Origin of the sequence: Gaetbulibacter sp. S0825, assembly GCF_011777505.1 — a bacterium.
In the GTDB taxonomy this organism is placed as follows: Bacteria; Bacteroidota; Bacteroidia; order Flavobacteriales; family Flavobacteriaceae; genus Pontimicrobium.
Genome location: NZ_JAATJT010000003.1, coordinates 410,049 through 435,620, shown reverse-complemented (window position 1 = coordinate 435,620; position 25,572 = coordinate 410,049). Strand labels below are relative to the sequence as shown.

The following is a 25,572-nucleotide window of genomic DNA, read 5'->3' as shown; positions in this document are numbered from 1 at the left end:
AAATCAAGAAATAACAACACAGATCATAGGACAATTGTCACTATAAATTTGTGATAAATGTCACGTTTTGAAGTAGTTTATTTTACGAATTTAATCTGCTTAAAGTTTCTCTACTGACACCTAAATATGAAGCGATTAATTTTTTTGGTACTCTTTGAAAAAGTTTTGGATATTGTTTGAGAAGTAATTCATATCGCTCTTTTGAAGAGTTTTTTAATAACGATAAGATTCTGTTTTGAAGTGCTACTCTGCCAAACTTGCTTTTCTTTGCCCAAAATCGTTCCACTTTGTGCATTTCTTTGGTCAGTTTTTCTCTATTTTCAAATGTTATGTAAAGAAGTTCGCAATCTTCAATGCAGTCTATATTGATTTTAGATTTTGATTGTTTTACGAAAGATTCATAATCGGTTATCCACCAATTTTCCATTCCGAACTGTAAAATATGTTCTTTTCCATTTTCATCAAAAAAGTAGCTTTTAGGCAACCTTTCACTATCCAATATTCTTTGTCGGCAATTTCACCTTCTTGCAATAAGTATTGACGTTTGCGTTTATTTGTCGTTTCGAAATGGCTCAATATAAATTCAAACTCTTCGTCTGTTAACTTAATTATTTCTTCTATATGCTGTTTTAGATGATGTTTCATTTTAATTGTTGCCAACGCAGGGCTATGTAAAGCCACATTTTGTGGTTTTAAAAGTAAGCAATTTATTGCATACTTTTAGAATACAAATTAAACGTGGACAGGTTGCATATAGCTATTGATATGTACATCATTGTTTTTACGGATATGCGTCGTTTTAATGACTTATATCCGACGTTAAACGAATTTCGACTATTTTTTTAAGAAAGTCAAGACTGCTTACTTCTTAAATTCACCAATATGCCATAGCACACCAGATGGGTCGTACATAAAAAACTCATTTCCCCAATAGTTATAGCTAATATTGGTTATACGTACATTCTTGTATTTTTTGTCTAGTTGTAAACTCGTTATCTCATCAAGGTGTTGTTGTAGATTGTCAACTTCTAAAAATATCATGGAGTTATCTACCCAATCTTTTATATAAGCATCTTGTAAATAAAACCCAAAGGCACCTAGCTTAAAGTAAGACATTGTAGGCGAGGTTTTTATTTCTTCAAAACCAAAATCCAAATAAAATTGTCTGGATTCATTATAGTTTTTAGCACCAATAAACGCTCGTATTGATTTTACTTGAAAGGTCATTTTATTTGCGATATAGAAAGTAATTATTAACCAAGTCAATATATTGTTGTTTAGCTTGGTCTTGGCTTATATCTTCCGCTTGAAAAAGCGCATTGGTTTTAAAGGCATTAATTAACGGTTCGCGGCTTTTTGGTCTGCCATAATCGTTAGTTGCTTTTTTGTAATAAGCATAAAGTTTTAGTAAAATATCTGCAGGAAAAGGTTCGGTATGCGCATTGATACGATCAACAGCTTCTCTAAATTTTATGTCTAATTCTGCCGAGGTCATTACATTTCTGCTATTATACTTTCTCCACCTTTTACTTTTTGGTTGAGCTGGACTTTAATGTTAGTATCTAAAGGTAAAAATAAATCTACTCTAGAGCCAAACTTTATAAATCCTTGATCCGATCCTTGATTTACTTCCTTTCCTTCTTTTGCATAATTAACAATGCGTTTTGCTAGCGCTCCTGCAATTTGCCTAAAAAGTACTTTTCCGTACGTTGCATTTTCAACAACTACAGTGGTGCGTTCGTTTTCTGTGCTTGATTTTGGATGCCATGCAACCAAATATTTCCCAGGATGGTATTTACTGTATAGTACATTTCCACCAATAGGATAACGAGTAACATGCACATTTATTGGAGACATAAATACACTTACTTGTATGCGCTTATCTTTAAAATATTCGGTCTCTTCAACCTCCTCAATCACGACCACTTTCCCATCTACAGGAGACAACACTTGCTTATCGTTTAACTTTGTATGACGTTTTGGGTTCCTAAAGAACTGTAAAATAAGAACGAAAAATACAAGAAAAGCAATTTGTAGCAACATTCGTAACCACGAAATACTAATAAACTCATCAGCTAACAAAGTTGCAGCGACAACAATAGCTGTAGTTATTATAATAATTTTATGTCCTTCTTTATGAAACATATTTTAAAATTCTTAAGAATAAATAAATAAATGGTGCTGCAAAAATAATACTATCTAAGCGATCTAGCAATCCACCATGTCCAGGCATTATTACACCACTGTCTTTTACATTTGCTTGTCGTTTGTATTTAGACTCAATTAAATCTCCTAGAGTTCCAAATACACTTACAATTATAGCTAGTATAAGCCACTCGGTAGAGCCCAAAGTGTTAGTATATTTCGCTATAAAATAACTGCTAATGCAAGCAAAAAGTAGACCTCCTAAAAAGCCTTCAACAGTTTTTTTTGGCGATATACTTGGAAACAATTTTTGCTTCCCAAAATTTTTACCTACTAAGTAAGCAAAAGAATCGTTTATCCAAACTAATATAAATGAGCCTAGTAAAATATTTGGATTAAATGTTTCGTAATAATTGGCAATGAGAATGATAAAAATAAATGCACTAGATAAATAGAAGGTGGTATTGATATATTTATTGGTAATAAAGAGTGGTAACGTTTTTTTTGAAAATAAATCTTTTATCAAAAAAAGCATTACAAATATGGTAAGTACATGTAATATTTGAATTGCTTCATCAAATCCTTCACTATTAGCAAGCATTAGTTGCCAATAAGAAAAAGTTAAGTAGGAAATTATAAAAATAATATAAGATCTAATGCCTTTTTGGTTGATGAGTTTATTGAATTCTGCAATACAAATCAATCCAAAAACAAAAAACAAACCTATTAAAAGGTGTTGTGATTGTAATGATAATATAAAGAGTGCAATGTATAAAACGCCTGAAATTGCTCTAACAATTAATTCTTTCACGTGGTTGGGTTAAAGATCTTCTAATAAGAGCAAATATAAGTTTTTTGAGCTACTTCCATAACTTAAGAAGTCGTTATCTTCGCTAGCTTTAAAATGTTTTATGGTTGTAATATTTGTAGGTATTTTTTCGCGGTTTTTGTCTTTAATACCTCTTAAACCTTCACTAATAGTTTCTACAAACTGGCTTGTAGTTGCAAAAATGATAAAATTTGGAGGGAGCTCTTTTAGTTTTTTTTCAGCAATTTGATTGGACGAAATTAAAAGCGATCCATCGTTAGAAATTAAATATTCGCAGGTGGTTAAAAAGTAAGTGCATTCACTTGCTTTTTTATTGGTTTTTAGATTAAAGTTTGCGAATTTTTCACTTAACCGATTATCAATAATCATCACACCTTTATCTGTCCAACCGTTTTCTTCTAAAATTAGACCTAAATTTTGGTCTACCTCATCAAAGTCTTCGCAATACAAGAATTTGCCGCCATTAGCTTTAAAATTGATGGTAAAACGCTCATCAATAGGTAGCTTAATGTCAGGCATATACTTGCTTCTCTCATCGTTTTCAATGCTTTCTTGAGAGTCATTGGATTTTAGTCCGAAGATTTTTCGAAATAGGCTCATTTAGGGTTTGCTATTAACCAGTTAAGTCCTAGTTTTTACCAAATATATAAAATCTAAAGTAAACATTGGATTATTTAAGGTTTTTGTAACGGTTCTATTCTTCTTCCGTTATATCTTCATCATGCTTAATAAAAGGACTTTTTCCAAAGATTTCTTCAAGGTTATCTTTAAAAATCACTTCTTTTACTAGAAGCTCCTCTGCCAATAAGGTCAATTTATCTTTATTTTCTTCCAGTATTTTAATTGCACGTTGGTATTGCTCTTCAATAATATCTGAAATCTCTTTGTCAATCAACTCAGCAGTTCGCTCGCTATAAGGTTTTGTGAAACCATACTCATTTTGACCAGAAGAATCATAATAGGTTAAATTACCTACCTTATCGCTTAAACCATATATGGTTACCATAGCTCTTGCTTGTTTAGTGACTTTCTCCAAATCACTTAAAGCACCAGTTGATATTTTATTGAAAATTACTTTTTCTGCGGCTCTACCACCTAATGCAGCACACATTTCGTCTAGCATTTGCTCTGGACGAACAATTAAACGTTCTTCTGGTAAATACCAAGCAGCTCCTAGCGATCGTCCACGAGGCACAATAGTTACTTTAATTAATGGTGCAGCATGTTCTAGTAGCCAACTTATAGTTGCGTGTCCAGCTTCATGGAATGCTACTGCTTTTTTCTCTTCGGGAGTTATAATCTTATTTTTCTTTTCTAATCCTCCAACAATTCTATCTACAGCATCCAAGAAATCTTGTTTTTCTACAGATTTTTTTCCTTTTCTTGCAGCAATTAAAGCAGCTTCATTACACACATTGGCAATATCAGCTCCTGAGAATCCTGGGGTTTGTTTAGACAAGAAGTCTGTATTTAAATCTTTTGCTTTTTTAAGCGGCTTTAAGTGTACTTCAAAAATTTCTTTACGCTCACGAACATCTGGAAGATCCACAAAAATTTGTCTATCAAAACGTCCAGCACGCATTAAAGCTTTATCTAAAACATCTGCTCTGTTTGTTGCTGCAAGTACAATAACGTTTGTGTTTGTACCAAAACCATCCATTTCAGTCAATAACTGGTTTAGGGTATTTTCACGTTCATCATTAGAACCAGAAAAATTAGCTTTTCCTCTTGCACGACCTATAGCATCTATTTCATCAATAAAAATAATTGCAGGAGATTTTTCCTTGGCTTGTTTAAATAAATCACGAACTCTGGAAGCTCCAACACCAACAAACATTTCAACAAAATCTGACCCTGATAAAGAAAAGAATGGCACTTTAGCTTCTCCAGCTACAGCTTTTGCTAATAAAGTTTTACCTGTTCCTGGAGGCCCTATTAATAATGCTCCTTTTGGTATTTTACCTCCTAAAGAGGTGTATTTTTCAGGGTTTTTTAAGAAGTCTACAATTTCTTGAACTTCTTCTTTCGCACCTTCAAGTCCTGCAACATCTTTAAAAGAAGTTTTTACTTCGGTGTTTTGGTCAAATAGTTTGGCTTTAGATTTTCCAATATTAAAAATTTGCCCTCCAGCACCACCGCCACCACCAGACGACATACGACGCATAATAAAAATCCAAACACCAATAATAAGTACAAAAGGTAAAAGTGTTAGTAGAAAATCACCCCAAAGGTTTTCTTCTATCTTATAATCTAGAACGGTAGGTAAGTCAACATTTTCAGCTTTAATTTCATCGATTTTATCTTCAAAGTTTTGAAGATCTCCCAACTGAAACTGATAGTTTGGAGCTTTTCCAGACATTGGTAACAATTGAGGTTTTACAGTGTTTTTATGTTCTGCTTTAGTAATGGCTTCAGGAGTTAGATAGACTCTGGCCTGAATTCTGTTAATGATGACTACTTTTTCAATATCGCCATTTTCAAAATATTCAAAAAACTTATCTTGAGTTGTCGGAGATCCAGTTGTAGAACCCATTCCGCCTGAAAGAACTTGAATCCCTAAAAATATAACTATAATGATTCCATAAATCCAGTAGGGACTGAACTTTGGTTTTTTTGTATTTAACTTATTATCTTTTGACATGTAGTATTTTTTAGTAGCTTGTTTTTATTTCGGTTGTTTTGGCGTCTCCCCAAAGGCTTTCAATATCATAATATTCTCTAATGTGCTTTTGGAAAACATGTACAACCACATTTACATAATCCATTAAGACCCATTCGGCATTATCGCTACCTTCGATATGCCAAGGCTTATCTTTGGTTTCTTTACTAACCTTTTTTTGGATGGAGTTTACAATGGCGTTAACTTGTGTATTCGAAGTCCCTTCGCAAATAATAAAATAATCGCAAACGGTGTTTTCTATTTCTCTTAAATCTAAAATATTAATGTTTTGCCCTTTTACATCTTCAATGCCATTTACTATAACTGATATTAAATGGTCTGCATTACTATTTTCTTTCGTCATTAAATTGTTTTAATTTGTGCAAAGTTATTATTTTTTTGGGTCATAATACCCTTAAAAATCTTAAGAAAATTATAATTTAAATTTTCTAGATGTAATGCATATAATCAAACTTAATGCCATTGACTCTACAAACTCGTATTTACGTGAGTTGGCTTCTAAAAAACGGTTAGAGGATTTTACTGTTGTTATTGCAAAACACCAAACCAAAGGAAAAGGTCAAATAGGTGCTGTTTGGAATTCAGAAAAAGATAAAAACCTTACTTGTAGCGTATTTAAACGTAATTGCTGTGTTTCTATTGATGATGCATTTTACATAAGTATGGTGACGTCTTTGGCTATTATTAAAACATTACAGCAATTTCAAGTGCCAAAATTAGTTGTAAAATGGCCTAACGACATTTTGGCAGAACAAAAAAAAATATGCGGTATTTTAATTGAAAATGTCATAAAACAACAAAATATTGAAGGAAGTATTATCGGTATTGGACTTAATGTAAATCAAACACAATTTTCTAATTTGCCATTAGCGTCGTCTTTAAAGAACTTAACAGGAACCTTGTTTGATGTTGAGGAGATGTTGACTCGAATTGTGGAACAGCTTCAATATTATTTTGATAAACTGGAGAAAGGAAAACATGATTTTATAAAACGCGCATACGAAGCGTTACTTTTTAGAAGGCATAAACCATCTACTTTTAAAGATTTAGAAGGACAACTTTTCTCTGGATTTATTCAAGGAGTTAATAATAATGGGACGCTTCAAATACTACTTGAAGATGGCATTATAAAAGAATTTGAACTGAAAGAAATCCAGTTATTGTATTAGATTGAGTTTGGGATGTTAGTTGCAAGCGTTTCTATAAACTTTGATATAGGCCCTTTTATCATCATAGCCATCATTGGATTAAAATCACCTACAAAACTTAATTGAATATCACTTTTGTCAGCTGAGGTTTCAGTAATATTTCCAATTAAAGAAAAATCTAGTTTACCACCTGCAGCTCCTAGTACAATCTTATTTGGAGGAGTCGCTTCTTTTTGTTTTAAAACAATTTCTGGCATCCCTTTTAACGCAAACAAAAATTTGCCTTCGTCTAAAACTTCAAATTTACTAATGTTTTCAGGCATGAGTTTTTCGAAATTTTCAACATTGGTTAAAAAATCAAAAACGTCTTGTGCCGATTTATCTACAGATACTTTAGGTGATTCTAAATTCATAATGTGTTTTTTAAAGAAGCTATCAATTAGCGTTCCATTCACTTGGATTGGCGTTCCATTGCGACAAAGTTTCCAATTCTTTTTTGTTAATGTAATGTGTATCTAGAGCTTGTTCTAGTAAGTTTTCGTAGTTGCTAAGGGTATGAAGCGTTACATTTTCTTTCACAAAGTTTTCATTGGCAACATCGAATCCGTAAGAGAAAATTGCTACCATTCCTTTTACGCTAACTTCTGCTTCTTTTAGTGCTTTTACAGCATTTAAACTACTTTTTCCTGTACTAATTAAATCTTCAACAACTACTACACTTTGTCCTTTTTGAATATAACCCTCGATTTGATTTTGACGACCGTGTTTTTTAGCTTCTGGGCGTACATATATAAATGGTAAGCCTAAATACTCAGCAACTAAAGCACCAATACCAATAGCTCCTGTTGCAACACCAGCGATAACATCTGGCTTTCCATATTGTTTTTCTATATGTTTTGCCATTTTCTCACGAATATAATTTCTAATTGGAGGATAGGATAATACAATTCTATTATCACAATATATTGGCGACTTCCATCCCGAAGCCCAAGTAAATGGTTCTTTTGGGCTTAGTTTTATGGCGTTAATTTGCAGTAAAACTTCGGCCGTTTTTTTAGCGGTGTTCTTGTTAGCAATCATAGCTGCAAAACTACGTATAAATTTATTTTTAGGAAATGAAAAAATCTTGAATAAAATATTTTTTTGTAGTTGACCTCCTTTGAATTAAAAATTGATATTTTTACATTACCTAACCTTAATATATACCATGTATAAAGTTTTTGTTAATAACAAGCCTATCATACTAACTTCAGAAGTTCCGAAAGGAAAACTCTACAAAACGTATCCTCTAAAATATGTTGATTTGCCAAGAGTGGTTCGTGATTTTCGAAAAACCGAAAATAAAGGGGTTTACTTATACCATCCTAATAAGAAAAAACTTCTGAAAAAGTTTCTAAAAAAGTTTCCAAATGTTATAGCTGGAGGTGGTAAAGTAATTAATGATAAAGAGAAAGTGTTATTTATTTATCGAAACGATAAATGGGATTTACCTAAAGGCTGTGTTAAAAGTAAAGAGACTATTGAAGAAGGAGCTATTCGTGAGGTAGAAGAAGAAACAGGTGTGAAAGGACTTAAAATCACAAAGCCATTAGAGAAAACTTACCATATTTTTAAGCGTAATGGACGTTATAAAATTAAAATCACCCATTGGTTTGAAATGCATACTTCCTATAACGGAAAGCTGAAACCTGAAACTAGTGAAGGCATTACTAAAGTAGAATGGCTAGGAAAGAAAAAACAAGTCAAAGCTTTAGAAAATAGCTATGCTAATATTAGGGAATTATTTTGAATTAAGAAGGAGGTGTTGATTATCATGATATGATTTTTAATTGTTGTAAAATAATCGACTAAAGCACCTATTTTAATCTATTGAATTAATACGTAGTTATACGTATTTCCTCTTACAACTATTTTAGCTAATTTAGTTACATGCAAGAAGACTTTCTACATCATATATGGAAATATAAAAAGTTTCATGCCTTAGAATTGAAAACAACTGAAGCTGAAACAATTGTTGTTAAAAATGTTGGTATTCATAATTTTAACGCTGGCCCAGATTTTTTTAATGCTCAAATTAGTATTGGAGAACAACTCTGGGCAGGAAATGTAGAAATGCACATTAATGCTAGTGATTGGTATGTGCACAATCATGAAAACGATAAGAATTATGACAATGTAATTTTGCATGTAGTTTGGGAACATGATATAGAAGTCTATAGAAAAGACAAAACCATAATACCAACTCTTGAGTTAAAACCTTATGTATCTAAAGAGGTTTTATTAAGCTATGAAAAACTGTTTTCCAAAAAGCAAAGATGGATAAATTGTGAAAACGATTTTGCAGCTGTAGATGATTTTGTCTTGCAAAATTGGCTGGAGCGTTTATATTTTGAACGTTTGGAAAGAAAAGCTAATGATATTGAATTGCTCTTAAAACAATCTAGCAATAGTTGGGAAGAAGCGCTGTTTAAGATGCTTGCTAAAAACTTTGGTTTAAAAGTCAATGGTGATGCTTTTTTGAGTTTGGCAAATTCATTCAATTTTTCAGTATTACGAAAACAACAACCTAAACAGCAAAGTTTAGAAGCTTTATTGTTTGGACAAGCTGGATTGCTTGATACAGATGCTCAAGAACATTATTTAAATGAGCTTCAAAAGGAATATAAGTTCTTGAAAACTAAGTTTCAACTTACTAATATTGGTGTATTACCAATCCAGTTTTTTAGATTGCGTCCATCAAATTTCCCAACCATTAGATTGTCGCAACTCGCAAATTTATATCACAATCACAACAATTTATTTTCCAAAATAACTGAAGCAAAAACGAGTGAAGATATTTATGCAATTTTCAATGTAAAAACAGCTTCGTTTTGGGAAACCCATTACACTTTTAATAAGACATCTAAGCGCTCGGTTAAAAAGCTCACAAAATCGTTTATTGATCTTTTAATTATCAATACTATTGTGCCTTTAAAGTTTTCTTACGCAAAGCATCAAGGAAAAGGAGAGAATGATATCATTCTTAGTATCATTCAACAATTGCCTTCAGAAAAAAATAGTATAGTTAACAAATTCAATACTTTAGCAGAGATATCTGCTTCTGCATTTCATTCGCAAGCATTGTTACAATTAAAAAATGAGTATTGTGACAAAAATAAATGTTTACAATGTGCTATTGGAAGTTCGTTAATTTCATAGATTTAATTACCTTGCAGTATGAAATGAGTTTATGTAAAGGTTCGATATTTCTATATTATAATTAGCCAATTACATTTGACAATTAAATAAAGTATTAATCACCAAATGAATGTTTTTTATAAGGCTTTACTCTATTTTCAAAAGCATGGTTACTATGTATGCCAACGTATTGCAGATCGCTTAGGGATTCGAGCTAAAGTTGTAAGAACATCGTTTATGTACTTAACCTTTGTTACCCTTGGGTTTGGTTTTGCACTATACTTATTTATAGCATTTTGGATGCGAATTAAAGATTTATTATACACTAAACGAAGCTCAGTATTCGATTTATAACCTATGACAAATCCCTTAGTAAAAGTATTTAGATCTAAAATTAATATTGCAGTTATTCTTTTAATTGCGTTATTGTTTATTGGTGTTATAGGATTTAAAATTATGACCAATTACAGTTGGATTGATTCCTTGTATATGACTGTAATTACAATTACCACAGTGGGCTTTGGTGAGGTTAAGCCCTTAGATCCCGAATCTAAAATATTTACTATATTCTTAATCTTAACAAGCGTAGTTATTGTAGGTTATGCTATTAAAGTGATTACAGAATATATTATTACCAAAAACGATCTTGAAGAACTAAAACAAAAAAAGATGCAAAAAAAGATTGATGCACTTTCAAACCATGTTATTATTTGTGGTTACGGAAGAAACGGAAAACAAGCAGCTAAAAAGCTCTTAGCTCATAAAAGGTCTTTTGTCGTTATTGAAGCAAAAAAGGAAACGGTTGATAAGCATCAAAGTGACATGGTGCCTTTTGTTCATGGAAACGCAAATGAAGACGAAATGCTTTTAAAAGCAGGAGTAGATAGAGCAAATTGTTTAATTTCAGCATTACCAAATGATTCCGATAATGTGTTTGTAGTACTATCGGCAAGACAAATAAATAAAGACATGCGTATTATAAGTCGAGCATCACAAGAAACCACCTATGGAAAATTAAAACTGGCTGGAGCTAATAATGTAATATTGCCAGATAAAATTGGAGGTGACCACATGGCATCCTTGGTTGTAGTTCCTGATTTATTGGAGTTTATTGATAATCTCTCCATTATTGGCGAAACCAATATAAATATAGAAGAGGTTTCAGTAGAAAAACTATATAACACTTCAGAAATTAAAACTATAAGAGATCTAGATTTACGTAAAAAAACAGGCTGTAATGTTATAGGTTTCAAAAACGAAAAAGGAGAGTACCTAATAAACCCAGAAGCGGAACTCAAATTAGTGCCTAATTCTAAAGTGATAGTTTTAGGACGACCAGAACAAATCCAGAAGCTAAATTCACTATATAATATTGAAGTAGAGTAGGCTTTTTGCTAGCGAAACACAATGTTAAATTACCATTATACTTTAAAAACTCATTTTTTTTTAGCATCTTGCTAACTTAAACTAACGATTTTAATAAATTAAACTAACTAATAATTTTTAATTATGAAGAAATATTTTCTTTCAATATTTACTTTAATGTTGCCTCTTTTAACCTTTGCTCAAGAAGCAGAAAAAGGACTAGACGAAAAAGTCAATGATGCTTTTATGCCAATTGCAACTTGGTGGGAAGGTTTTGTATTAACAACAGTGCCAATAGGTGAATACAATGTCCCTTTTGTTGTGATTTTATTGGTTGTTGGAGCAACTTTTTTTACAATTTACTTTAAGTTTCCAAGTATTACAAAATTTGGATTGGCAATTAACACTGTAAGAGGTAAGTATGATGATATTGATCATCCAGTAGTAGAACCAGCTTATGGTGATTCAACTCCAGGAGGTGATGCAATTGAAACTATTAGAGATGAAAGTCAAGAGGGAGAAGTATCGCATTTTCAAGCATTAGCAACAGCAGTTTCTGGAACCGTTGGTTTGGGAAATATCGCTGGTGTAGCAGTGGCGATTGCTTTAGGTGGTCCTGGAGCTACATTTTGGATGATTGTTTGTGGATTGATAGGTATGGCAACTAAGTTTGTTGAATGTACACTTGGTGTAAAATATAGAGATGTAGGTGAAGATGGAACAGTTTACGGTGGTCCAATGTATTATATGTCAAAAGGGCTAAAAGAAAGAGGTTTTACTGGAATTGGAAAAGTATTAGGAGTGTTATTTGCTATCTTGTGTGTAGGTGCATCGTTTGGTGGAGGAAATGCATTTCAATCAAACCAAGCTGCAGTTCAGTTGAGTTCTTTATTTGGGATATCAGGAGGCGCAACAGGTCTAATCATTGGTGCTGTACTTGCTGTATTAGTAGGAATAGTAATTATTGGAGGAATAAAGAGAATAGCTAAAATCACAGAAAAAATAGTGCCTTTCATGGCTGGAATTTATGTGTTAGCTGCACTTGTGATTATTTTCGCAAACTTTAGTTATATAGACGACGCTTTTGGATTAATATTTAAAGGAGCATTTACACCTATGGCTGGCCTTGGTGGTTTTGTTGGAGTAATTATTGTTGGTTTCCAACGTGCTGCTTTCTCAAATGAAGCAGGAGCAGGTTCTGCTGCAATTGCACATTCAGCTGTAAAAACTAAATACCCAGCATCTGAAGGTGTTGTGGCATTATTAGAGCCATTTATTGATACTGTTGTTATTTGTACAATGACGGCTTTAGTAATTATTTTCTTTAATATAGATGGAACTAATATGCAAAGTGTATTTGAGTATGGAGCCGTAGATGGAAGTAGTGTGATTTTGAACGGAGGTGGACAATTAGGAGGTGTAGATTTAACCTCTCAGGCCTTTGATTCTGTAATCCCAGGATTCTCATATATACTTACTATTGCAATTGTTTTATTTGCTTTTTCTACAATGATTTCTTGGTCTTATTATGGACTTCAATCTTGGAAATATTTATTCGGTAAAGGAAAAAGAGCTGATTTAGTTTACAAGCTTCTTTTCTTAATATTTGTTGTTATTGGAGCTGCTGCTACACTGGATGCGGTTATTAAATTCTCTGATGCAATGATACTAGCTTTAGTATTCCCTAATATGATAGGTCTGTTCTTCTTATTCCCTAAGGTAAGAGAAGAAATGACTAAGTATCTTTCGGCAATTAGGAGTAATAAAGAATAAGCCAAACTAAAATATTATGAAAAAATCCCATTTCAAGTTCACAAAAGGACAACGAAGTGGGATTTTTTTATTATTGTTAATCATTTTTATTATGCAAAGTCTATATTATTTTGTAGACTTCTCTTCTAAAGATGTATCTGTTAACAAGGATGAATTAAATGCATTCCAGAACGAAATAGACTCGTTGCGATTGGTTGAAATAGAATCGCAGCAAACTAAAATATTTCCATTCAATCCAAATTATATTACCGATTATAAAGGGTACACTTTAGGAATGACTCCTGATGAAATAGATAGGCTATTAAAATTTCGAGAGCAGAACAAATGGGTGAATTCAGCAAAACAATTTCAAGATGTTACTAAGGTTTCCGATTCTTTATTAAATAGTATATCTCCATATTTTAAATTCCCAGAATGGGTCACAAATCCTAAACCAACCTCTAGTTTTAAATATCAAAATGATACACCTAAAACATTTACACAAAAAATAGATTTAAACACAGCAACATCAAAACAATTACAGATAATTAATGGGATTGGAGAAAAATTATCAGATAGAATTATTAAGTTTAGAAATAAGTTCGAAGGTGGTTTTATTGATGATATTCAGTTACAAGATGTCTATGGAATTTCTCCAGAAGTTTTACAAAGATTGTTAAACGAATTTGCAGTAAAAACACCAAGACAAATAAAAAAGATTGGATTAAACACTGCTTCTATTGAACAGCTTGTGACTGTACAACATATAGACTACGAGATTGCTTACGAAATTTTAGACCAAAGAACCTTAAGAGAAGGATTTAAATCTTTGGACGAATTAACCAAAGTAAAAAACTTTCCAGTAGATAAAATTGAGATAATTAAATTATATTTGACACTCAATTAATAAGTACCAATTACATAGCTATGAATTTTAATTATAGTGAAGAGCAATTACTAATTGCAGCTTCAGCTAAAGATTTTTCAGAACAATATATTAGACCCAATATTATGGAATGGGATGAAGCTCAAATTTTCCCTGTAGAGGTTTTTAAAAAAGCTGGAGAAATGGGCTTTATGGGCGTTTTTGTAGATGAGAAATATGGAGGCTCTGGATTTGGATATCATGAATATATTGCGATTATAGAAGAAATTTCAAAAGTTGACCCTTCAATAGGATTATCAGTAGCAGCTCATAATTCGCTTTGTACTGGTCATATTTATTATTTTGGAAATGAAGCACAAAAACAAAAATGGTTGCCAAAACTAACATCGGCCGAATGGATTGGTGCTTGGGGATTAACTGAGCATAATACAGGAAGTGATGCTGGAGGAATGAATACTACAGCTGTTAAAGATGGAGACTATTATGTGCTTAATGGTGCAAAGAATTTTATTACTCATGGAAAAAGTGGTGATGTTGCTGTAGTAATAGCAAGAACAGGAGATAAAGGTGATTCTCGTGGCATGTCTGCTTTTGTAATAGAAAAAGGCACACCAGGATTTACTTCTGGAAAGAAAGAAGACAAATTAGGAATGCGAGCAAGTGAAACCGCTGAATTGGTATTTGATAATTGTCGTATACATAAAGACAATATGTTAGGAGAAGAAGGCGAAGGATTTATTCAATCATTAAAAGTTTTGGATGGAGGACGAATATCTATTGGAGCTTTGTCTCTAGGGATATCAAAAGGAGCCTATGAAGCATCCTTAAAATATTCTAAAGAACGCCATCAATTCGGTAAACCTATTTCTAGTTTTCAAGGGATTTCATTTAAGTTAGCAGATATGGCTACCGAAATTGAAGCCTCCGAACTATTGTTGCATAAGGCTGCATCTAAAAAAAATGCAGGCGAACGCATGACTACCATTGGAGCCATGTCTAAAATGTACGCAAGTGAAGTATGTGTAAAAGTTGCTAACGATGCAGTACAAATTCACGGAGGTTATGGGTATACCAAAGAGTTTCCTGTAGAAAAATTTTATAGAGATTCTAAGTTATGTACTATTGGAGAAGGTACTACAGAAATTCAAAAATTAGTCATAGCCAGAAATATTTTAAAATAAAATATAATTGCATTTGTAGTTTTATAATAAATTATATATTTGCAATCCAAAAATTCTAAAAGAGAGGAGGTTAAGACACTATGTTAATAATACCAATTAAAGAAGGAGAAAATATAGATAGAGCACTTAAGCGTTTTAAGAGAAAGTTTGACAAAACTGGAACAAAGCGTATGTTGCAAACGCGTAAGCAGTTTACAAAACCTTCAGTTGCACGTAGAGCTCAAATTCAAAAAGCGCAATACATTCAAAGGTTAAGAGATTCAGAAGAAGTCTAAAACCCAATAAACAAATACTTAAAAACCCACAATTTATATTGTGGGTTTTTTTTATACATAATATATATGGTACTTTAAAGTTTTGTACTTTTAAACAACCTAAAATTTAAAAATGTCCTTATCGTCTTTTAATGATTATCTTTTATTAGAGAAGAAATACTCAAAGCATACAGTTAATGCTTATACTAAGGACTTGAAAAACTTCACAAAATTTAATTACGAAACTTTTAATCAAGAAAACATAAATAAAGCAAACTATTCGCAAATTAGAAGTTGGATTATTAGTTTGGTAGATTCTGGTTTAGAAAACAGAACTGTAAATAGAAAAATATCATCATTAAATTCGTATTATAAATTTCTAATAAAGACTGAGGTAGTTAAGGCGAACCCATTATCAAAGCATAAAGCTCTCAAGGTTAGTAAAAAAGTTCAAATTCCTTTTTCTAAAAACGAAGTGAACATGGTACTAGATGAATTCAATTTTGATAATTCATTTGAAGGTATAAGGGACAAGTTAATTATCGAATTGTTTTACTCCACAGGAATTAGACGTATAGAGTTAGTGCAATTGCAATTAAAAGATGTTGATGAAGCTAATAAAACGCTTAAAGTTTTAGGAAAGAGAAATAAGGAACGCTATTTACCGTTATTAGAATCTGTATTGGATACAATTAAAGTATATATAAGTAATAGAAATAGATTAGAAAAGATTGTAGATAAAGAAACCTTATTTCTAACCAAAAAGGGTCATAAAATTTACGAAACTCTTGTTTACAGAATAATAAATAACTATTTTAGTAAGGCATCAACTAAAGTAAAAAAGAGTCCACATATATTAAGGCATTCATTTGCAACTCACTTACTAAATCAAGGTGCCGATTTAAATGCTGTTAAAGAGCTACTTGGGCATTCCAGTTTAGCTGCTACTCAAGTTTATACTCATAATAGTATTGCCGAACTTAAAAAAGTATATGCAAAATCACATCCAAGAAATAAATAAACACTACAAATATTGTCTAACTAAAAAGAATTAGAATATGAAAGTAAACACGCAATCAGTTAACTTCAATGCAGATCAAAAATTAATAGACTTTATTCAAAAACGAATGGACAAGTTAGAAATGTATTATGATAAAGTCATAAAATCTGATGTATTTCTAAAAGTTGAAAACACAAGTGATAAAGAAAATAAGATATTTGAAGCTAAGGTACATGTGCCAGGAGATAGTTTCGTTGTAAAAAAACAATGCAAAACGTTTGAAGAAGGCACAGATATGGCAGTTGCATCACTACAAAGACAGCTAAAAAAACGAAAAGAAAAATTAAGAACATATTTATAGAGAAAATTTCTCGAAAAATGTTTTGATTAAAAAAAAATATATATACATTTGCAGTCCGTTAGAAATAGCGGACTTTTTGTTGCGTTAAAAACAACAAATTAAGCCGATGTAGCTCAGCTGGCTAGAGCAGCTGATTTGTAATCAGCAGGTCGTGGGTTCGAGTCCCTCCATCGGCTCAAGTTCTTTTAAAGACTGATGATTTTTTATAATTGGGGAGATACTCAAGCGGCCAACGAGGACAGACTGTAAATCTGTTGGTTTTCACCTTCGCAGGTTCGAATCCTGCTCTCCCCACTTTTTAAAGGATTTAAAAAAAAATTGCGGGAGTAGCTCAGTTGGTAGAGCGTCAGCCTTCCAAGCTGAATGTCGCCGGTTCGAACCCGGTCTCCCGCTCTAATTTTTTTTGGCCGGTGTAGCTCAGGGGTAGAGCGTTTCCTTGGTAAGGAAGAGGTCACGGGTTCAAATCCCGTCATTGGCTCTTATAAAGATTTAAAAATTTTGAACACTAATATTATTATATAACTAAGATTAAATTTTAAATCATGGCAAAGGAAACTTTCGATCGTTCCAAACCGCACTTAAATATAGGTACAATTGGACATGTTGATCACGGTAAAACAACTTTAACCGCTGCTATTACTTCGGTATTAGCTAACGCTGGTTTATCTGAAAAAAGAGATTTCGATCAAATCGATAATGCTCCAGAAGAAAAAGAAAGAGGTATTACAATTAATACTTCACACGTTGAATATGCAACAGCTAATCGTCATTACGCTCACGTTGACTGTCCAGGTCACGCGGATTACGTAAAGAACATGGTTACTGGTGCTGCTCAAATGGATGGTGCTATATTGGTAGTTGCTGCTACAGATGGTCCAATGCCACAAACTCGTGAGCATATCCTTTTAGGACGTCAGGTAGGAATTCCTCGTATCGTTGTTTTCTTAAACAAAGTTGATATGGTGGATGATGAAGAGCTTTTGGAATTAGTAGACATGGAAGTTAGAGATTTATTAAACTTCTACGAATATGATGGAGACAATGGTCCTGTTATTTCTGGTTCTGCTTTAGGAGCTTTAAATGGTGAGCAAAAATGGGTTGATACCGTTATGGAGTTAATGGAAGCTGTAGATAGCTGGATTGAATTGCCTAAGCGTGATGTTGATAAAGATTTCTTAATGCCAATCGAGGATGTATTCTCAATTACAGGTCGTGGTACTGTTGCAACTGGTCGTATTGAAACTGGTGTAGCTAACACAGGAGATCCTGTAGATATTATTGGTATGGGAGCTGAAAAATTAACATCTACTATTACAGGAGTTGAAATGTTCCGTAAGATATTAGATAGAGGTGAAGCTGGAGATAACGTTGGTATCTTATTAAGAGGTATTGAAAAAACTGATATCCGTAGAGGTATGGTTATTTGTAAGCAAGGATCTGTAACACCACATGCTAAATTTAAAGCTGAGGTTTATATCCTTAAAAAAGAAGAAGGTGGACGTCATACTCCATTCCATAACAACTACCGTCCACAGTTCTACGTGCGTACAACTGATGTAACAGGAAATATTAATTTACCTGATGGAGTTGAAATGGTAATGCCTGGAGATAACTTAACAATTACTGTTGATTTACACCAACCAATTGCAATGAACGTAGGTTTACGTTTCGCTATCCGTGAAGGTGGTAGAACAGTTGGAGCTGGTCAGGTTACTGAGATTTTAGACTAATTTAAGTTAATAAATATTAAGTTAAGGTATTCCGATTTTTTCGGAATACCTTGACTTATATTTACGGGTTTAGCTCAGTTGGTAGAGCACTGGTCTCCAAAACCAGGTGTCGGGAGTTCGAGTCTCTCAACCCGTGCAAAAAATAAAAACAAATGGCAGGAATAGTAAATTATATAAAAGAATCTTTTGGAGAGCTTAAAAATAATGTAAGCTGGACTCCTTGGTCAGAAGCACAAAGTTTAACAGTATTGGTTGCTGTGTTTTCTATTATTTTTTCGCTGGCTATTTGGGGAGTAGATACAGTTTTTAGCAGAGTTATAAAGGCGTATTTTAATTGGATTTAAAAACATTTTGAGAATGTCTGAGAGTGTTGAAAAAAAATGGTACGTTGTAAGGGCTGTAAGCGGTCAAGAAAACAAAATCAAAAATTACATCGAAAACGAAATTGCTAGATTAGGTCTAAGCGATTTTGTAGATCAAGTTTTGGTGCCAACCGAGAGAGTGATTCAAATACGTAATGGGAAAAAAGTGCATAAAGAAAAAGTTTTTTTTCCAGGCTACATTATGATTCAGGCAAACTTAAGTGGAGAGATTCCTCATATAATTAAATCTATTACTAATGTAATTGGATTTTTAGGAGAAACAAAAGGAGGGGATCCTGTGCCGTTAAGACAATCTGAAGTGAACAGAATGTTAGGTAAGGTTGATGAATTAGCTGTAGAAGCTGATGCAAATGTTGCGATACCTTTCACAAAAGGAGAAACTGTAAAAGTAATTGATGGACCATTCAACGGTTTTGATGGTACTATTGAAAATATAAATGAAGAAAAGCGTAAGCTAGAAGTAATGGTAAAGATTTTTGGAAGAAAAACACCATTAGAATTAAGCTATATGCAAGTAGAAAAAGTATAATAATTGTTACACTATATATGTATGTTCTTGAGCTTCCAAATTTAAGAGACATCCAAAACTAAATTATTAAAAATGGCAAAAGAATTAGGTAAAGTAGTTAAGTTACAAGTTCGGGGAGGTGCTGCGAATCCGTCGCCACCGGTTGGACCCGCTTTAGGTGCTGCTGGAGTTAACATCATGGAGTTCTGTAAGCAATTTAATGCTAGAACTCAAGATAAGCCTGGTAAAGTATTACCAGTTGTTATCTCTGTTTATAAAGACAAATCATTTGACTTTGTAATTAAAACTCCTCCAGCTGCAGTACAATTATTAGAAGCGGCCAAGGTGAAAAAGGGTTCAGGTGAACCAAACCGAAAAAAAGTAGCTAAAGTTTCTTGGGATCAAGTTAAAACTATTGCTGAAGACAAGATGGTAGATTTAAATGCATTTACTATAGAATCAGCAATGAAAATGGTTGCGGGAACTGCAAGATCTATGGGTATAACTGTTAAAGGTGGTGAAGCACCTAATTAACCTAAAAAGATTTTAAAATGGCAAAATTAACAAGAAAACAAAAAGAAGCTGTTGCTAAAATAGAAAAAGGAAGACTTTATTCTGTTGATGAGGCATCAGTATTAATAAAAGAAATCACCAATGCAAAGTTTGATGCATCAGTAGATTTAGCTGTTCGTTTAGGTGTAGATCCTAGAAAAGCTAACCAAATGGTAAGAGGTGTTGTGTCACTTCCGCATGGTACTGGTAAAGACGTTAAAGTTTTAGCATTAGTAACTCCAGACAAAGAAGCAGAAGCTAAAGAAGCTGGAGCTGATTATGTTGGTTTAGACGAATACCTTGATAAAATTAAAGGTGGTTGGACAGACGTAGATGTAATTATTACCATGCCTAGCGTTATGGGTAAATTAGGTCCTTTAGGACGTGTATTAGGTCCAAGAGGCTTAATGCCTAACCCAAAAACAGGTACTGTAACTATGGATGTTGCAAAAGCTGTTGGTGAAGTAAAAGCTGGAAAAATTGACTTTAAAGTTGATAAAACAGGTATTGTACATGCAGCAATTGGAAAAGCATCTTTTAGTGCTGATAAAATTGCAGGTAATGCACAAGAATTACTTACAACATTAATGAAACTTAAACCAACTGCATCAAAAGGGACTTACGTAAAAAGTATTTTTATGTCAAGTACAATGAGTCCTAGTGTTGCAATTGATCCAAAAATAGGTTAAGCAGTAAAACTTTTTATTATGACAAGAGAAGAAAAATCACAAGTAATTGAAGAGTTAACTGCTCAATTATCCGAAAACGCAAATATTTATTTGGCAGATATTTCTGGATTAGATGCAGGAACTACTTCAAACTTACGTCGTGCTTGTTTTAAAGCAAACGTGAAGTTAGCAGTTGTAAAAAATACCTTGCTTGAAAAAGCAATGGATGCTTCAGAGAAAGAATTTGGAGAATTACCTTCTATATTAAAAGGAAATACTTCAGTTATGTATTCTGAAACTGGAAACGCACCAGCTAAAGTAATTAAGGCTTTCAGAAAAAAATCAGAAAAGCCTCTATTAAAAGGAGCTTTTATTGAAGAAGCAATTTACTTAGGTGACGACCAATTAGATATGTTGGTAGATATTAAATCTAGAGAAGAACTTATTGGAGATATTATTGGATTATTACAATCTCCTGCTAAGAACGTTGTTTCAGCGCTTAAATCTGGAGGAGGTAAATTATCAGGTATTTTACAAACACTATCTCAAAAAGAGGGATAGTATAAAAATGTACGCACTTTTTACAAAATAAATTAAATTACAAAATTATTAAAACGATAGAAAAATGGCAGATTTAAAAGATTTCGCAGAACAGTTAGTAAACTTAACAGTAAAAGAGGTTAACGAATTAGCTGGTATATTAAAAGAAGAGTATGGTATTGAGCCTGCTGCTGCAGCTGTTGCTGTTGCTGCTGGTGGTGCAACTGGTGGTGAAGACGCTGGTGAAGCACAAACCGAATTTGACGTAATCCTTAAAGCAGCTGGTGGTTCTAAATTAGCTGTTGTAAAACTTGTTAAAGAATTAACTGGTTTAGGATTAAAAGATGCTAAAGAATTAGTTGATGGTGCACCAAAAGCAATTAAAGAAGGTGTTGCTAAAGACGAAGCAGAAGCATTAAAAGCTCAGTTAGAAGAAGCAGGAGCTGAGGTTGAGCTTAAGTAAGCTTAACTAACCTACAAAATATGGTTTAGGTCTAGAGAAATGCTCTCTATGACCTAGACCCTTTTGTGTATATAAACGTTATGTGCACGTAAAATTATTTTTTAATCAAAATTTCGTCCGTCGATGTTAGCAACTAAAGCTGAAAGATTAAATTTCTCATCTATTGTAAATAGAACAGAATATCCTGATTTCCTGGATATTCAGATTAAATCCTTCCAGGATTTTTTCCAGTTAGAGACAAAATCAGAAGAAAGAGGTGATGAAGGGTTATATAACACCTTCATGGAAAACTTCCCGATTACAGATACACGTAATCAATTTGTCTTGGAGTTTTTGGATTATTTTATTGATCCACCAAGATACACCATAGAAGAATGTATTGAAAGAGGACTTACTTATAGCGTTCCGTTAAAAGCAAGACTTAAATTATATTGTACTGATCCTGAACATGAGGATTTCGAGACAATTGTTCAAGATGTTTATTTGGGTACAATTCCGTACATGACGCCAAGTGGTACATTCTGTATTAATGGTGCTGAACGTGTAGTTGTATCACAATTACACAGGTCTCCAGGTGTATTCTTTGGACAATCTTTCCATGCTAACGGTACAAAATTATATTCAGCTAGAGTAATTCCTTTTAAAGGATCTTGGATAGAATTTGCTACAGATATTAACTCTGTAATGTATGCATACATCGATAGAAAGAAAAAATTACCTGTAACTACACTTTTCCGCGCCATTGGATTTGAACGTGATAAAGATATCCTTGAGATATTTGACCTTGCTGAAGAAGTAAAGGTTTCAAAATCTGGACTTAAAAAAGTAATTGGTCGCAAACTTGCTGCTCGTGTACTTAATACATGGCATGAAGATTTTGTAGATGAAGATACAGGAGAAGTAGTATCTATCGAAAGAAACGAGATTGTTTTAGATCGTGATACTGTTTTAGATAAAGAAAACATTGAAGAAATTCTTGAAGCTGGTGTTAAAACTATTCTTTTACATAAAGAAGATGGCCAATCGGGAGATTATGCAATTATCCATAACACACTTCAAAAAGACCCTACTAACTCTGAAAAAGAAGCAGTAGAACATATTTACCGTCAATTACGTAATGCTGAGCCGCCAGATGAGGAAACAGCACGTGGTATTATTGACAAGCTATTCTTTAGTGATCAACGCTATAACTTAGGTGAAGTTGGTCGTTATAGAATGAACAAGAAATTACAGTTAGATATTGGAATGGATAAGCAAGTGCTTACTAAAGAAGATATCATAACTATTATAAAATACTTAATCGAGTTAATTAATTCTAAAGCAGAGATTGATGATATCGATCACTTATCTAACCGTCGTGTACGTACAGTAGGTGAACAATTATCTTCTCAATTTGGTGTTGGTTTAGCACGTATGGCACGTACTATTCGTGAACGTATGAATGTTCGTGATAACGAAGTATTTACACCAATCGATTTGATTAATGCGAAGACATTGTCTTCTGTAATTAACTCATTTTTTGGAACAAACCAGTTATCTCAGTTCATGGATCAAACAAATCCGTTAGCAGAGATTACTCATAAACGTCGTTTATCGGCTTTAGGACCTGGAGGTTTATCTCGTGAGAGAGCAGGTTTTGAGGTTCGTGACGTTCATTATACACACTACGGACGTTTATGTCCTATTGAAACGCCTGAAGGACCAAACATTGGATTAATTTCTTCACTTTCAGTATATGCAAAAGTTAATGCTTTAGGGTTTTTAGAAACACCATATAGAAAAGTAGAGAAGGGTGTTGTAGATATTAAAAACACACCTGTATATCTAAGTGCCGAGGAAGAAGAAAATATGATGATTGCTCAAGCAACTGTAAAGGTTGATGACACTGGTAAAATTTTAGATGAAAAAGTAATTGCTCGTCAAGAAGGTGATTTTCCTGTAATCGACCCATTAACTGTTGATTATACAGATGTTGCTCCAAACCAAATTACATCAATTTCGGCATCTTTAATTCCATTCTTAGAACATGATGATGCAAACCGTGCTTTGATGGGATCAAACATGATGCGTCAAGCAGTGCCATTATTACGTCCGGAATCTCCAATTGTTGGAACTGGATTGGAACGCCAAGTAGCATCCGATTCTAGAGTATTGATAAATGCTCAAGGAAAAGGAGTTGTAGAATATGTAGATGCAAACGAAATTGTAATTAAATATAGTCGTACAGAAGAAGAAGCTATGGTTAGTTTCGATACAGATACGGTAACATATCCTTTAACAAAGTTTAGAAAAACCAATCAAGGAACTTCTGTTAACTTAAAAGCAATTGTTAAAAAAGGAGATAAAGTAACTAAAGGACAAGTATTGTGTGAAGGTTATGCTACTCAAAGTGGAGAGTTGGCTTTAGGAAGAAACATGAAAGTTGCTTTCATGCCTTGGAAAGGATATAACTTTGAGGATGCGATTGTAATTTCGGAGAAAGTCGTTAGAGAAGATGTATTCACATCTATTCATATCGATGAGTATTCTTTGGAAGTAAGAGATACAAAGCTTGGAAACGAAGAGCTTACTAATGATATTCCTAATGTTTCAGAAGAGGCTACAAAAGACCTTGATGAGCATGGAATGATACGCGTTGGTGCTGAAATTAAACCAGGAGATATCCTTATAGGTAAGATTACACCTAAAGGAGAAAGTGATCCTACACCAGAAGAAAAGTTACTACGTGCTATTTTTGGAGATAAAGCTGGAGATGTAAAAGATGCATCTCTAAAAGCATCACCTTCATTACATGGTGTAGTTATAGATAAGAAATTATTTGCTAGAGCAATTAAAGATAAGCGTAAAAGAGCTCAAGATAAAGAGGACATTGCTCAACTTGAAGCTGTTTACGATAAAAAGTTTGATGACTTAATTGAAGTTTTAATTGAAAAGCTTTTTGCTATAGTTGCTGGAAAAACTGCTCAAGGTGTATTTAACGATTTAGGAGAAGAGGTTTTCCCTAAAGGAAAGAAGTTTACTTTAAAAATGTTAAATGCTGTAGATGATTACGCGCATTTAGTTTCAGGTAAATGGACTACAGATGAAAAGACTAATAAGTTAGTTGCAGATTTAATCCACAATTATAAGATTAAGGAAAATGACCTTCAAGGGTCTCTTAGACGTGAGAAATTTACAATTTCTGTAGGTGATGAATTACCAGCAGGAATCATAAAACTAGCGAAAGTTTACATTGCTAAAAAGCGTAAACTAAAAGTTGGAGATAAAATGGCAGGACGTCACGGTAACAAAGGTATTGTTGCACGTATCGTTCGTCAAGAAGATATGCCTTTCCTTGAGGATGGAACACCAGTTGATATTGTATTGAATCCGCTTGGTGTACCTTCTCGTATGAATATTGGTCAGATTTATGAAACAGTATTAGGATGGGCAGGACAAAAATTAGATCGTAAGTATGCAACACCAATTTTTGATGGTGCAACAATCGACCAAATTAATGGGTTTACAGATGAAGCTGGAATTCCTAGATATGGTCATACTTATCTTTATGATGGAGGTACAGGATCTCGTTTCGATCAACCAGCAACCGTTGGTGTTATCTATATGTTAAAACTAGGACATATGGTTGATGATAAGATGCATGCACGTTCAATTGGACCATACTCATTAATTACGCAACAGCCTCTTGGTGGTAAAGCACAGTTTGGTGGACAGCGTTTTGGAGAAATGGAAGTATGGGCACTTGAAGCTTATGGAGCATCAGCAACGTTAAGAGAAATCTTAACAGTAAAATCTGATGATGTAATTGGTAGAGCTAAAACTTACGAAGCAATCGTAAAAGGCGAACCAATGCCAGAACCTGGACTACCAGAATCTTTCAACGTATTAATGCACGAATTGAAAGGTCTTGGATTAGACATAAGATTAGAAGAATAAATTAGTTAACAGTT

Annotated in this window: 30 protein-coding genes and 5 tRNA genes; 24 read left to right on the top strand and 11 right to left on the bottom strand. The window is 33.2% G+C overall.

Annotated elements, in window-relative coordinates:
- Window positions 1-82 precede the first annotated feature (82 nt).
- From HB672_RS14785 to rsfS, 9 genes are all read right to left on the bottom strand, one after another.
- Window positions 83-427, bottom strand: coding sequence for a hypothetical protein (locus HB672_RS14785; protein WP_348272561.1), 345 nt, complete (start codon window positions 425-427; stop codon window positions 83-85).
- On the bottom strand, window positions 409-645 hold the full coding sequence (locus HB672_RS14780) for a hypothetical protein (RefSeq protein WP_348272560.1): 237 nt from the start codon (window positions 643-645) through the stop codon (window positions 409-411). Before HB672_RS14780 ends, HB672_RS14785 begins: the two co-directional genes overlap by 19 nt.
- A 216-nt stretch (window positions 646-861) precedes the next feature.
- On the bottom strand, window positions 862-1,227 hold the full coding sequence (locus HB672_RS13140) for a glyoxalase (RefSeq protein ID WP_167769980.1): 366 nt from the start codon (window positions 1,225-1,227) through the stop codon (window positions 862-864).
- 1 nt (window position 1,228) lies between these two features.
- The gene (locus tag HB672_RS13135; RefSeq protein WP_167769979.1) at window positions 1,229-1,495 is read right to left on the bottom strand and encodes an acyl-CoA-binding protein; all 267 of its coding nucleotides are present in this window, start codon (window positions 1,493-1,495) and stop codon (window positions 1,229-1,231) included.
- Complete coding sequence (locus HB672_RS13130) at window positions 1,495-2,145, bottom strand: phosphatidylserine decarboxylase family protein (RefSeq protein WP_167769978.1); 651 nt, start codon at window positions 2,143-2,145, stop codon at window positions 1,495-1,497. Before HB672_RS13130 ends, HB672_RS13135 begins: the two co-directional genes overlap by 1 nt.
- A complete protein-coding gene (locus tag HB672_RS13125) occupies window positions 2,135-2,956 on the bottom strand; it encodes a phosphatidate cytidylyltransferase (RefSeq protein ID WP_167769977.1) in 822 nt (273 codons plus the stop codon). The genes HB672_RS13130 and HB672_RS13125 overlap by 11 nt, the downstream gene beginning before the upstream one ends.
- Window positions 2,957-2,965: 9 nt before the next feature.
- Window positions 2,966-3,574 (bottom strand): LUD domain-containing protein, encoded by a 609-nt coding sequence (locus HB672_RS13120; protein WP_167769976.1) that lies wholly within the window; start codon window positions 3,572-3,574, stop codon window positions 2,966-2,968.
- Window positions 3,575-3,668: 94 nt separating this feature from the next.
- Window positions 3,669-5,615 (bottom strand): ATP-dependent zinc metalloprotease FtsH, encoded by a 1,947-nt coding sequence (gene ftsH / locus HB672_RS13115; RefSeq protein ID WP_167769975.1) that lies wholly within the window; start codon window positions 5,613-5,615, stop codon window positions 3,669-3,671.
- A gap of 10 nt (window positions 5,616-5,625) precedes the next feature.
- A complete protein-coding gene (rsfS, locus tag HB672_RS13110; RefSeq protein ID WP_167769974.1) occupies window positions 5,626-5,997 on the bottom strand; it encodes a ribosome silencing factor in 372 nt (123 codons plus the stop codon).
- 94 nt (window positions 5,998-6,091) lie between these two features.
- On the opposite strand from rsfS, the gene HB672_RS13105 reads away from it, so the two are divergent.
- Complete coding sequence (locus tag HB672_RS13105; RefSeq protein ID WP_167769973.1) at window positions 6,092-6,823, top strand: biotin--[acetyl-CoA-carboxylase] ligase; 732 nt, start codon at window positions 6,092-6,094, stop codon at window positions 6,821-6,823.
- On the opposite strand, the gene HB672_RS13100 is transcribed toward HB672_RS13105, so the two are convergent.
- A complete protein-coding gene (locus tag HB672_RS13100) occupies window positions 6,820-7,215 on the bottom strand; it encodes an SRPBCC family protein (RefSeq protein ID WP_167769972.1) in 396 nt (131 codons plus the stop codon). The two genes, HB672_RS13105 and HB672_RS13100, sit on opposite strands and share 4 nt — an antisense overlap.
- Window positions 7,216-7,237: 22 nt before the next feature.
- Window positions 7,238-7,882 carry an orotate phosphoribosyltransferase gene (gene pyrE, locus HB672_RS13095; RefSeq protein ID WP_167769971.1) on the bottom strand — a complete coding sequence of 215 codons (645 nt, stop codon included), beginning with the start codon at window positions 7,880-7,882 and terminating at the stop codon, window positions 7,238-7,240.
- A gap of 127 nt (window positions 7,883-8,009) precedes the next feature.
- Between pyrE and HB672_RS13090 the strand changes: the two genes are divergently transcribed.
- From HB672_RS13090 to rpoB, 23 genes are all read left to right on the top strand, one after another.
- Window positions 8,010-8,591, top strand: coding sequence for an NUDIX domain-containing protein (locus HB672_RS13090; protein WP_167769970.1), 582 nt, complete (start codon window positions 8,010-8,012; stop codon window positions 8,589-8,591).
- Window positions 8,592-8,731: 140 nt separating this feature from the next.
- Window positions 8,732-10,000 (top strand): DUF2851 family protein, encoded by a 1,269-nt coding sequence (locus HB672_RS13085; RefSeq protein ID WP_167769969.1) that lies wholly within the window; start codon window positions 8,732-8,734, stop codon window positions 9,998-10,000.
- Between the two features lie 105 nt (window positions 10,001-10,105).
- Window positions 10,106-10,333: a PspC domain-containing protein gene (locus tag HB672_RS13080; protein WP_167769968.1), complete on the top strand. Its 228-nt coding sequence runs from the start codon at window positions 10,106-10,108 to the stop codon at window positions 10,331-10,333.
- A gap of 3 nt (window positions 10,334-10,336) precedes the next feature.
- Window positions 10,337-11,365 (top strand): potassium channel protein, encoded by a 1,029-nt coding sequence (locus HB672_RS13075; RefSeq protein WP_167769967.1) that lies wholly within the window; start codon window positions 10,337-10,339, stop codon window positions 11,363-11,365.
- Between the two features lie 123 nt (window positions 11,366-11,488).
- Complete coding sequence (locus tag HB672_RS13070; RefSeq protein WP_167769966.1) at window positions 11,489-13,117, top strand: alanine/glycine:cation symporter family protein; 1,629 nt, start codon at window positions 11,489-11,491, stop codon at window positions 13,115-13,117.
- Between the two features lie 16 nt (window positions 13,118-13,133).
- Window positions 13,134-14,003 (top strand): helix-hairpin-helix domain-containing protein, encoded by an 870-nt coding sequence (locus HB672_RS13065; RefSeq protein WP_167769965.1) that lies wholly within the window; start codon window positions 13,134-13,136, stop codon window positions 14,001-14,003.
- A 20-nt stretch (window positions 14,004-14,023) separates the two neighbouring features.
- Window positions 14,024-15,163, top strand: coding sequence for an acyl-CoA dehydrogenase family protein (locus tag HB672_RS13060; RefSeq protein ID WP_167769964.1), 1,140 nt, complete (start codon window positions 14,024-14,026; stop codon window positions 15,161-15,163).
- Window positions 15,164-15,243: 80 nt separating this feature from the next.
- Complete coding sequence (gene rpsU, locus HB672_RS13055) at window positions 15,244-15,438, top strand: 30S ribosomal protein S21 (RefSeq protein WP_167769963.1); 195 nt, start codon at window positions 15,244-15,246, stop codon at window positions 15,436-15,438.
- Window positions 15,439-15,550: 112 nt separating this feature from the next.
- On the top strand, window positions 15,551-16,438 hold the full coding sequence (locus tag HB672_RS13050; protein WP_167769962.1) for a tyrosine-type recombinase/integrase: 888 nt from the start codon (window positions 15,551-15,553) through the stop codon (window positions 16,436-16,438).
- 37 nt (window positions 16,439-16,475) lie between these two features.
- Window positions 16,476-16,778, top strand: coding sequence for a ribosome-associated translation inhibitor RaiA (gene raiA, locus HB672_RS13045; protein ID WP_167769961.1), 303 nt, complete (start codon window positions 16,476-16,478; stop codon window positions 16,776-16,778).
- A gap of 102 nt (window positions 16,779-16,880) precedes the next feature.
- Window positions 16,881-16,954, top strand: a tRNA-Thr gene (locus tag HB672_RS13040).
- Between the two features lie 35 nt (window positions 16,955-16,989).
- Window positions 16,990-17,072: transfer RNA gene (locus HB672_RS13035), tRNA-Tyr, on the top strand.
- 26 nt (window positions 17,073-17,098) lie between these two features.
- Window positions 17,099-17,171, top strand: a tRNA-Gly gene (locus tag HB672_RS13030).
- A 13-nt stretch (window positions 17,172-17,184) separates the two neighbouring features.
- A tRNA-Thr gene (locus tag HB672_RS13025) sits at window positions 17,185-17,256 on the top strand.
- A gap of 64 nt (window positions 17,257-17,320) precedes the next feature.
- Window positions 17,321-18,508 (top strand): elongation factor Tu, encoded by a 1,188-nt coding sequence (tuf, locus tag HB672_RS13020; RefSeq protein WP_167769960.1) that lies wholly within the window; start codon window positions 17,321-17,323, stop codon window positions 18,506-18,508.
- A gap of 63 nt (window positions 18,509-18,571) precedes the next feature.
- Window positions 18,572-18,644, top strand: a tRNA-Trp gene (locus tag HB672_RS13015).
- 16 nt (window positions 18,645-18,660) lie between these two features.
- Window positions 18,661-18,852, top strand: a complete 192-nt coding sequence (gene secE / locus HB672_RS13010; RefSeq protein WP_167769959.1) for a preprotein translocase subunit SecE — start codon at window positions 18,661-18,663, stop codon at window positions 18,850-18,852.
- A gap of 13 nt (window positions 18,853-18,865) precedes the next feature.
- Window positions 18,866-19,420 (top strand): transcription termination/antitermination protein NusG, encoded by a 555-nt coding sequence (gene nusG, locus HB672_RS13005; protein ID WP_167769958.1) that lies wholly within the window; start codon window positions 18,866-18,868, stop codon window positions 19,418-19,420.
- 72 nt (window positions 19,421-19,492) lie between these two features.
- Window positions 19,493-19,933 carry a 50S ribosomal protein L11 gene (gene rplK, locus HB672_RS13000; protein ID WP_167769957.1) on the top strand — a complete coding sequence of 147 codons (441 nt, stop codon included), beginning with the start codon at window positions 19,493-19,495 and terminating at the stop codon, window positions 19,931-19,933.
- A 17-nt stretch (window positions 19,934-19,950) separates the two neighbouring features.
- Complete coding sequence (gene rplA, locus HB672_RS12995; RefSeq protein ID WP_167769956.1) at window positions 19,951-20,640, top strand: 50S ribosomal protein L1; 690 nt, start codon at window positions 19,951-19,953, stop codon at window positions 20,638-20,640.
- A gap of 18 nt (window positions 20,641-20,658) precedes the next feature.
- Entirely contained in the window at window positions 20,659-21,180 is a 522-nt protein-coding gene (gene rplJ / locus HB672_RS12990) for a 50S ribosomal protein L10 (protein WP_167769955.1), read from the top strand.
- 64 nt (window positions 21,181-21,244) lie between these two features.
- Window positions 21,245-21,622: a 50S ribosomal protein L7/L12 gene (gene rplL / locus HB672_RS12985; RefSeq protein WP_167769954.1), complete on the top strand. Its 378-nt coding sequence runs from the start codon at window positions 21,245-21,247 to the stop codon at window positions 21,620-21,622.
- Between the two features lie 123 nt (window positions 21,623-21,745).
- Entirely contained in the window at window positions 21,746-25,558 is a 3,813-nt protein-coding gene (gene rpoB / locus HB672_RS12980; RefSeq protein WP_167769953.1) for a DNA-directed RNA polymerase subunit beta, read from the top strand.
- The last annotated feature ends 14 nt before the right edge of the window (window positions 25,559-25,572 follow it).

What these genes read in the sequence shown, in the direction of transcription:
- HB672_RS14785 (WP_348272561.1), bottom strand. Translation starts at nt 427, where the DNA reads ATGGAAAATTGGTGGATAACCGATTATGAATCTTTCGTAAAACAATCA.
- HB672_RS14780 (WP_348272560.1), bottom strand. Translation starts at nt 645, where the DNA reads ATGAAACATCATCTAAAACAGCATATAGAAGAAATAATTAAGTTAACA.
- HB672_RS13140 (WP_167769980.1), bottom strand. Translation starts at nt 1,227, where the DNA reads ATGACCTTTCAAGTAAAATCAATACGAGCGTTTATTGGTGCTAAAAAC.
- HB672_RS13135 (WP_167769979.1), bottom strand. Translation starts at nt 1,495, where the DNA reads ATGACCTCGGCAGAATTAGACATAAAATTTAGAGAAGCTGTTGATCGT.
- HB672_RS13130 (WP_167769978.1), bottom strand. Translation starts at nt 2,145, where the DNA reads ATGTTTCATAAAGAAGGACATAAAATTATTATAATAACTACAGCTATT.
- HB672_RS13120 (WP_167769976.1), bottom strand. Translation starts at nt 3,574, where the DNA reads ATGAGCCTATTTCGAAAAATCTTCGGACTAAAATCCAATGACTCTCAA.
- ftsH (WP_167769975.1), bottom strand. Translation starts at nt 5,615, where the DNA reads ATGTCAAAAGATAATAAGTTAAATACAAAAAAACCAAAGTTCAGTCCC.
- rsfS (WP_167769974.1), bottom strand. Translation starts at nt 5,997, where the DNA reads ATGACGAAAGAAAATAGTAATGCAGACCATTTAATATCAGTTATAGTA.
- HB672_RS13105 (WP_167769973.1), top strand. Translation starts at nt 6,092, where the DNA reads ATGCATATAATCAAACTTAATGCCATTGACTCTACAAACTCGTATTTA.
- HB672_RS13100 (WP_167769972.1), bottom strand. Translation starts at nt 7,215, where the DNA reads ATGAATTTAGAATCACCTAAAGTATCTGTAGATAAATCGGCACAAGAC.
- pyrE (WP_167769971.1), bottom strand. Translation starts at nt 7,882, where the DNA reads ATGATTGCTAACAAGAACACCGCTAAAAAAACGGCCGAAGTTTTACTG.
- HB672_RS13090 (WP_167769970.1), top strand. Translation starts at nt 8,010, where the DNA reads ATGTATAAAGTTTTTGTTAATAACAAGCCTATCATACTAACTTCAGAA.
- HB672_RS13085 (WP_167769969.1), top strand. Translation starts at nt 8,732, where the DNA reads ATGCAAGAAGACTTTCTACATCATATATGGAAATATAAAAAGTTTCAT.
- HB672_RS13080 (WP_167769968.1), top strand. Translation starts at nt 10,106, where the DNA reads ATGAATGTTTTTTATAAGGCTTTACTCTATTTTCAAAAGCATGGTTAC.
- HB672_RS13075 (WP_167769967.1), top strand. Translation starts at nt 10,337, where the DNA reads ATGACAAATCCCTTAGTAAAAGTATTTAGATCTAAAATTAATATTGCA.
- HB672_RS13070 (WP_167769966.1), top strand. Translation starts at nt 11,489, where the DNA reads ATGAAGAAATATTTTCTTTCAATATTTACTTTAATGTTGCCTCTTTTA.
- HB672_RS13065 (WP_167769965.1), top strand. Translation starts at nt 13,134, where the DNA reads ATGAAAAAATCCCATTTCAAGTTCACAAAAGGACAACGAAGTGGGATT.
- HB672_RS13060 (WP_167769964.1), top strand. Translation starts at nt 14,024, where the DNA reads ATGAATTTTAATTATAGTGAAGAGCAATTACTAATTGCAGCTTCAGCT.
- rpsU (WP_167769963.1), top strand. Translation starts at nt 15,244, where the DNA reads ATGTTAATAATACCAATTAAAGAAGGAGAAAATATAGATAGAGCACTT.
- HB672_RS13050 (WP_167769962.1), top strand. Translation starts at nt 15,551, where the DNA reads ATGTCCTTATCGTCTTTTAATGATTATCTTTTATTAGAGAAGAAATAC.
- raiA (WP_167769961.1), top strand. Translation starts at nt 16,476, where the DNA reads ATGAAAGTAAACACGCAATCAGTTAACTTCAATGCAGATCAAAAATTA.
- tuf (WP_167769960.1), top strand. Translation starts at nt 17,321, where the DNA reads ATGGCAAAGGAAACTTTCGATCGTTCCAAACCGCACTTAAATATAGGT.
- secE (WP_167769959.1), top strand. Translation starts at nt 18,661, where the DNA reads ATGGCAGGAATAGTAAATTATATAAAAGAATCTTTTGGAGAGCTTAAA.
- nusG (WP_167769958.1), top strand. Translation starts at nt 18,866, where the DNA reads ATGTCTGAGAGTGTTGAAAAAAAATGGTACGTTGTAAGGGCTGTAAGC.
- rplK (WP_167769957.1), top strand. Translation starts at nt 19,493, where the DNA reads ATGGCAAAAGAATTAGGTAAAGTAGTTAAGTTACAAGTTCGGGGAGGT.
- rplA (WP_167769956.1), top strand. Translation starts at nt 19,951, where the DNA reads ATGGCAAAATTAACAAGAAAACAAAAAGAAGCTGTTGCTAAAATAGAA.
- rplJ (WP_167769955.1), top strand. Translation starts at nt 20,659, where the DNA reads ATGACAAGAGAAGAAAAATCACAAGTAATTGAAGAGTTAACTGCTCAA.
- rplL (WP_167769954.1), top strand. Translation starts at nt 21,245, where the DNA reads ATGGCAGATTTAAAAGATTTCGCAGAACAGTTAGTAAACTTAACAGTA.
- rpoB (WP_167769953.1), top strand. Translation starts at nt 21,746, where the DNA reads ATGTTAGCAACTAAAGCTGAAAGATTAAATTTCTCATCTATTGTAAAT.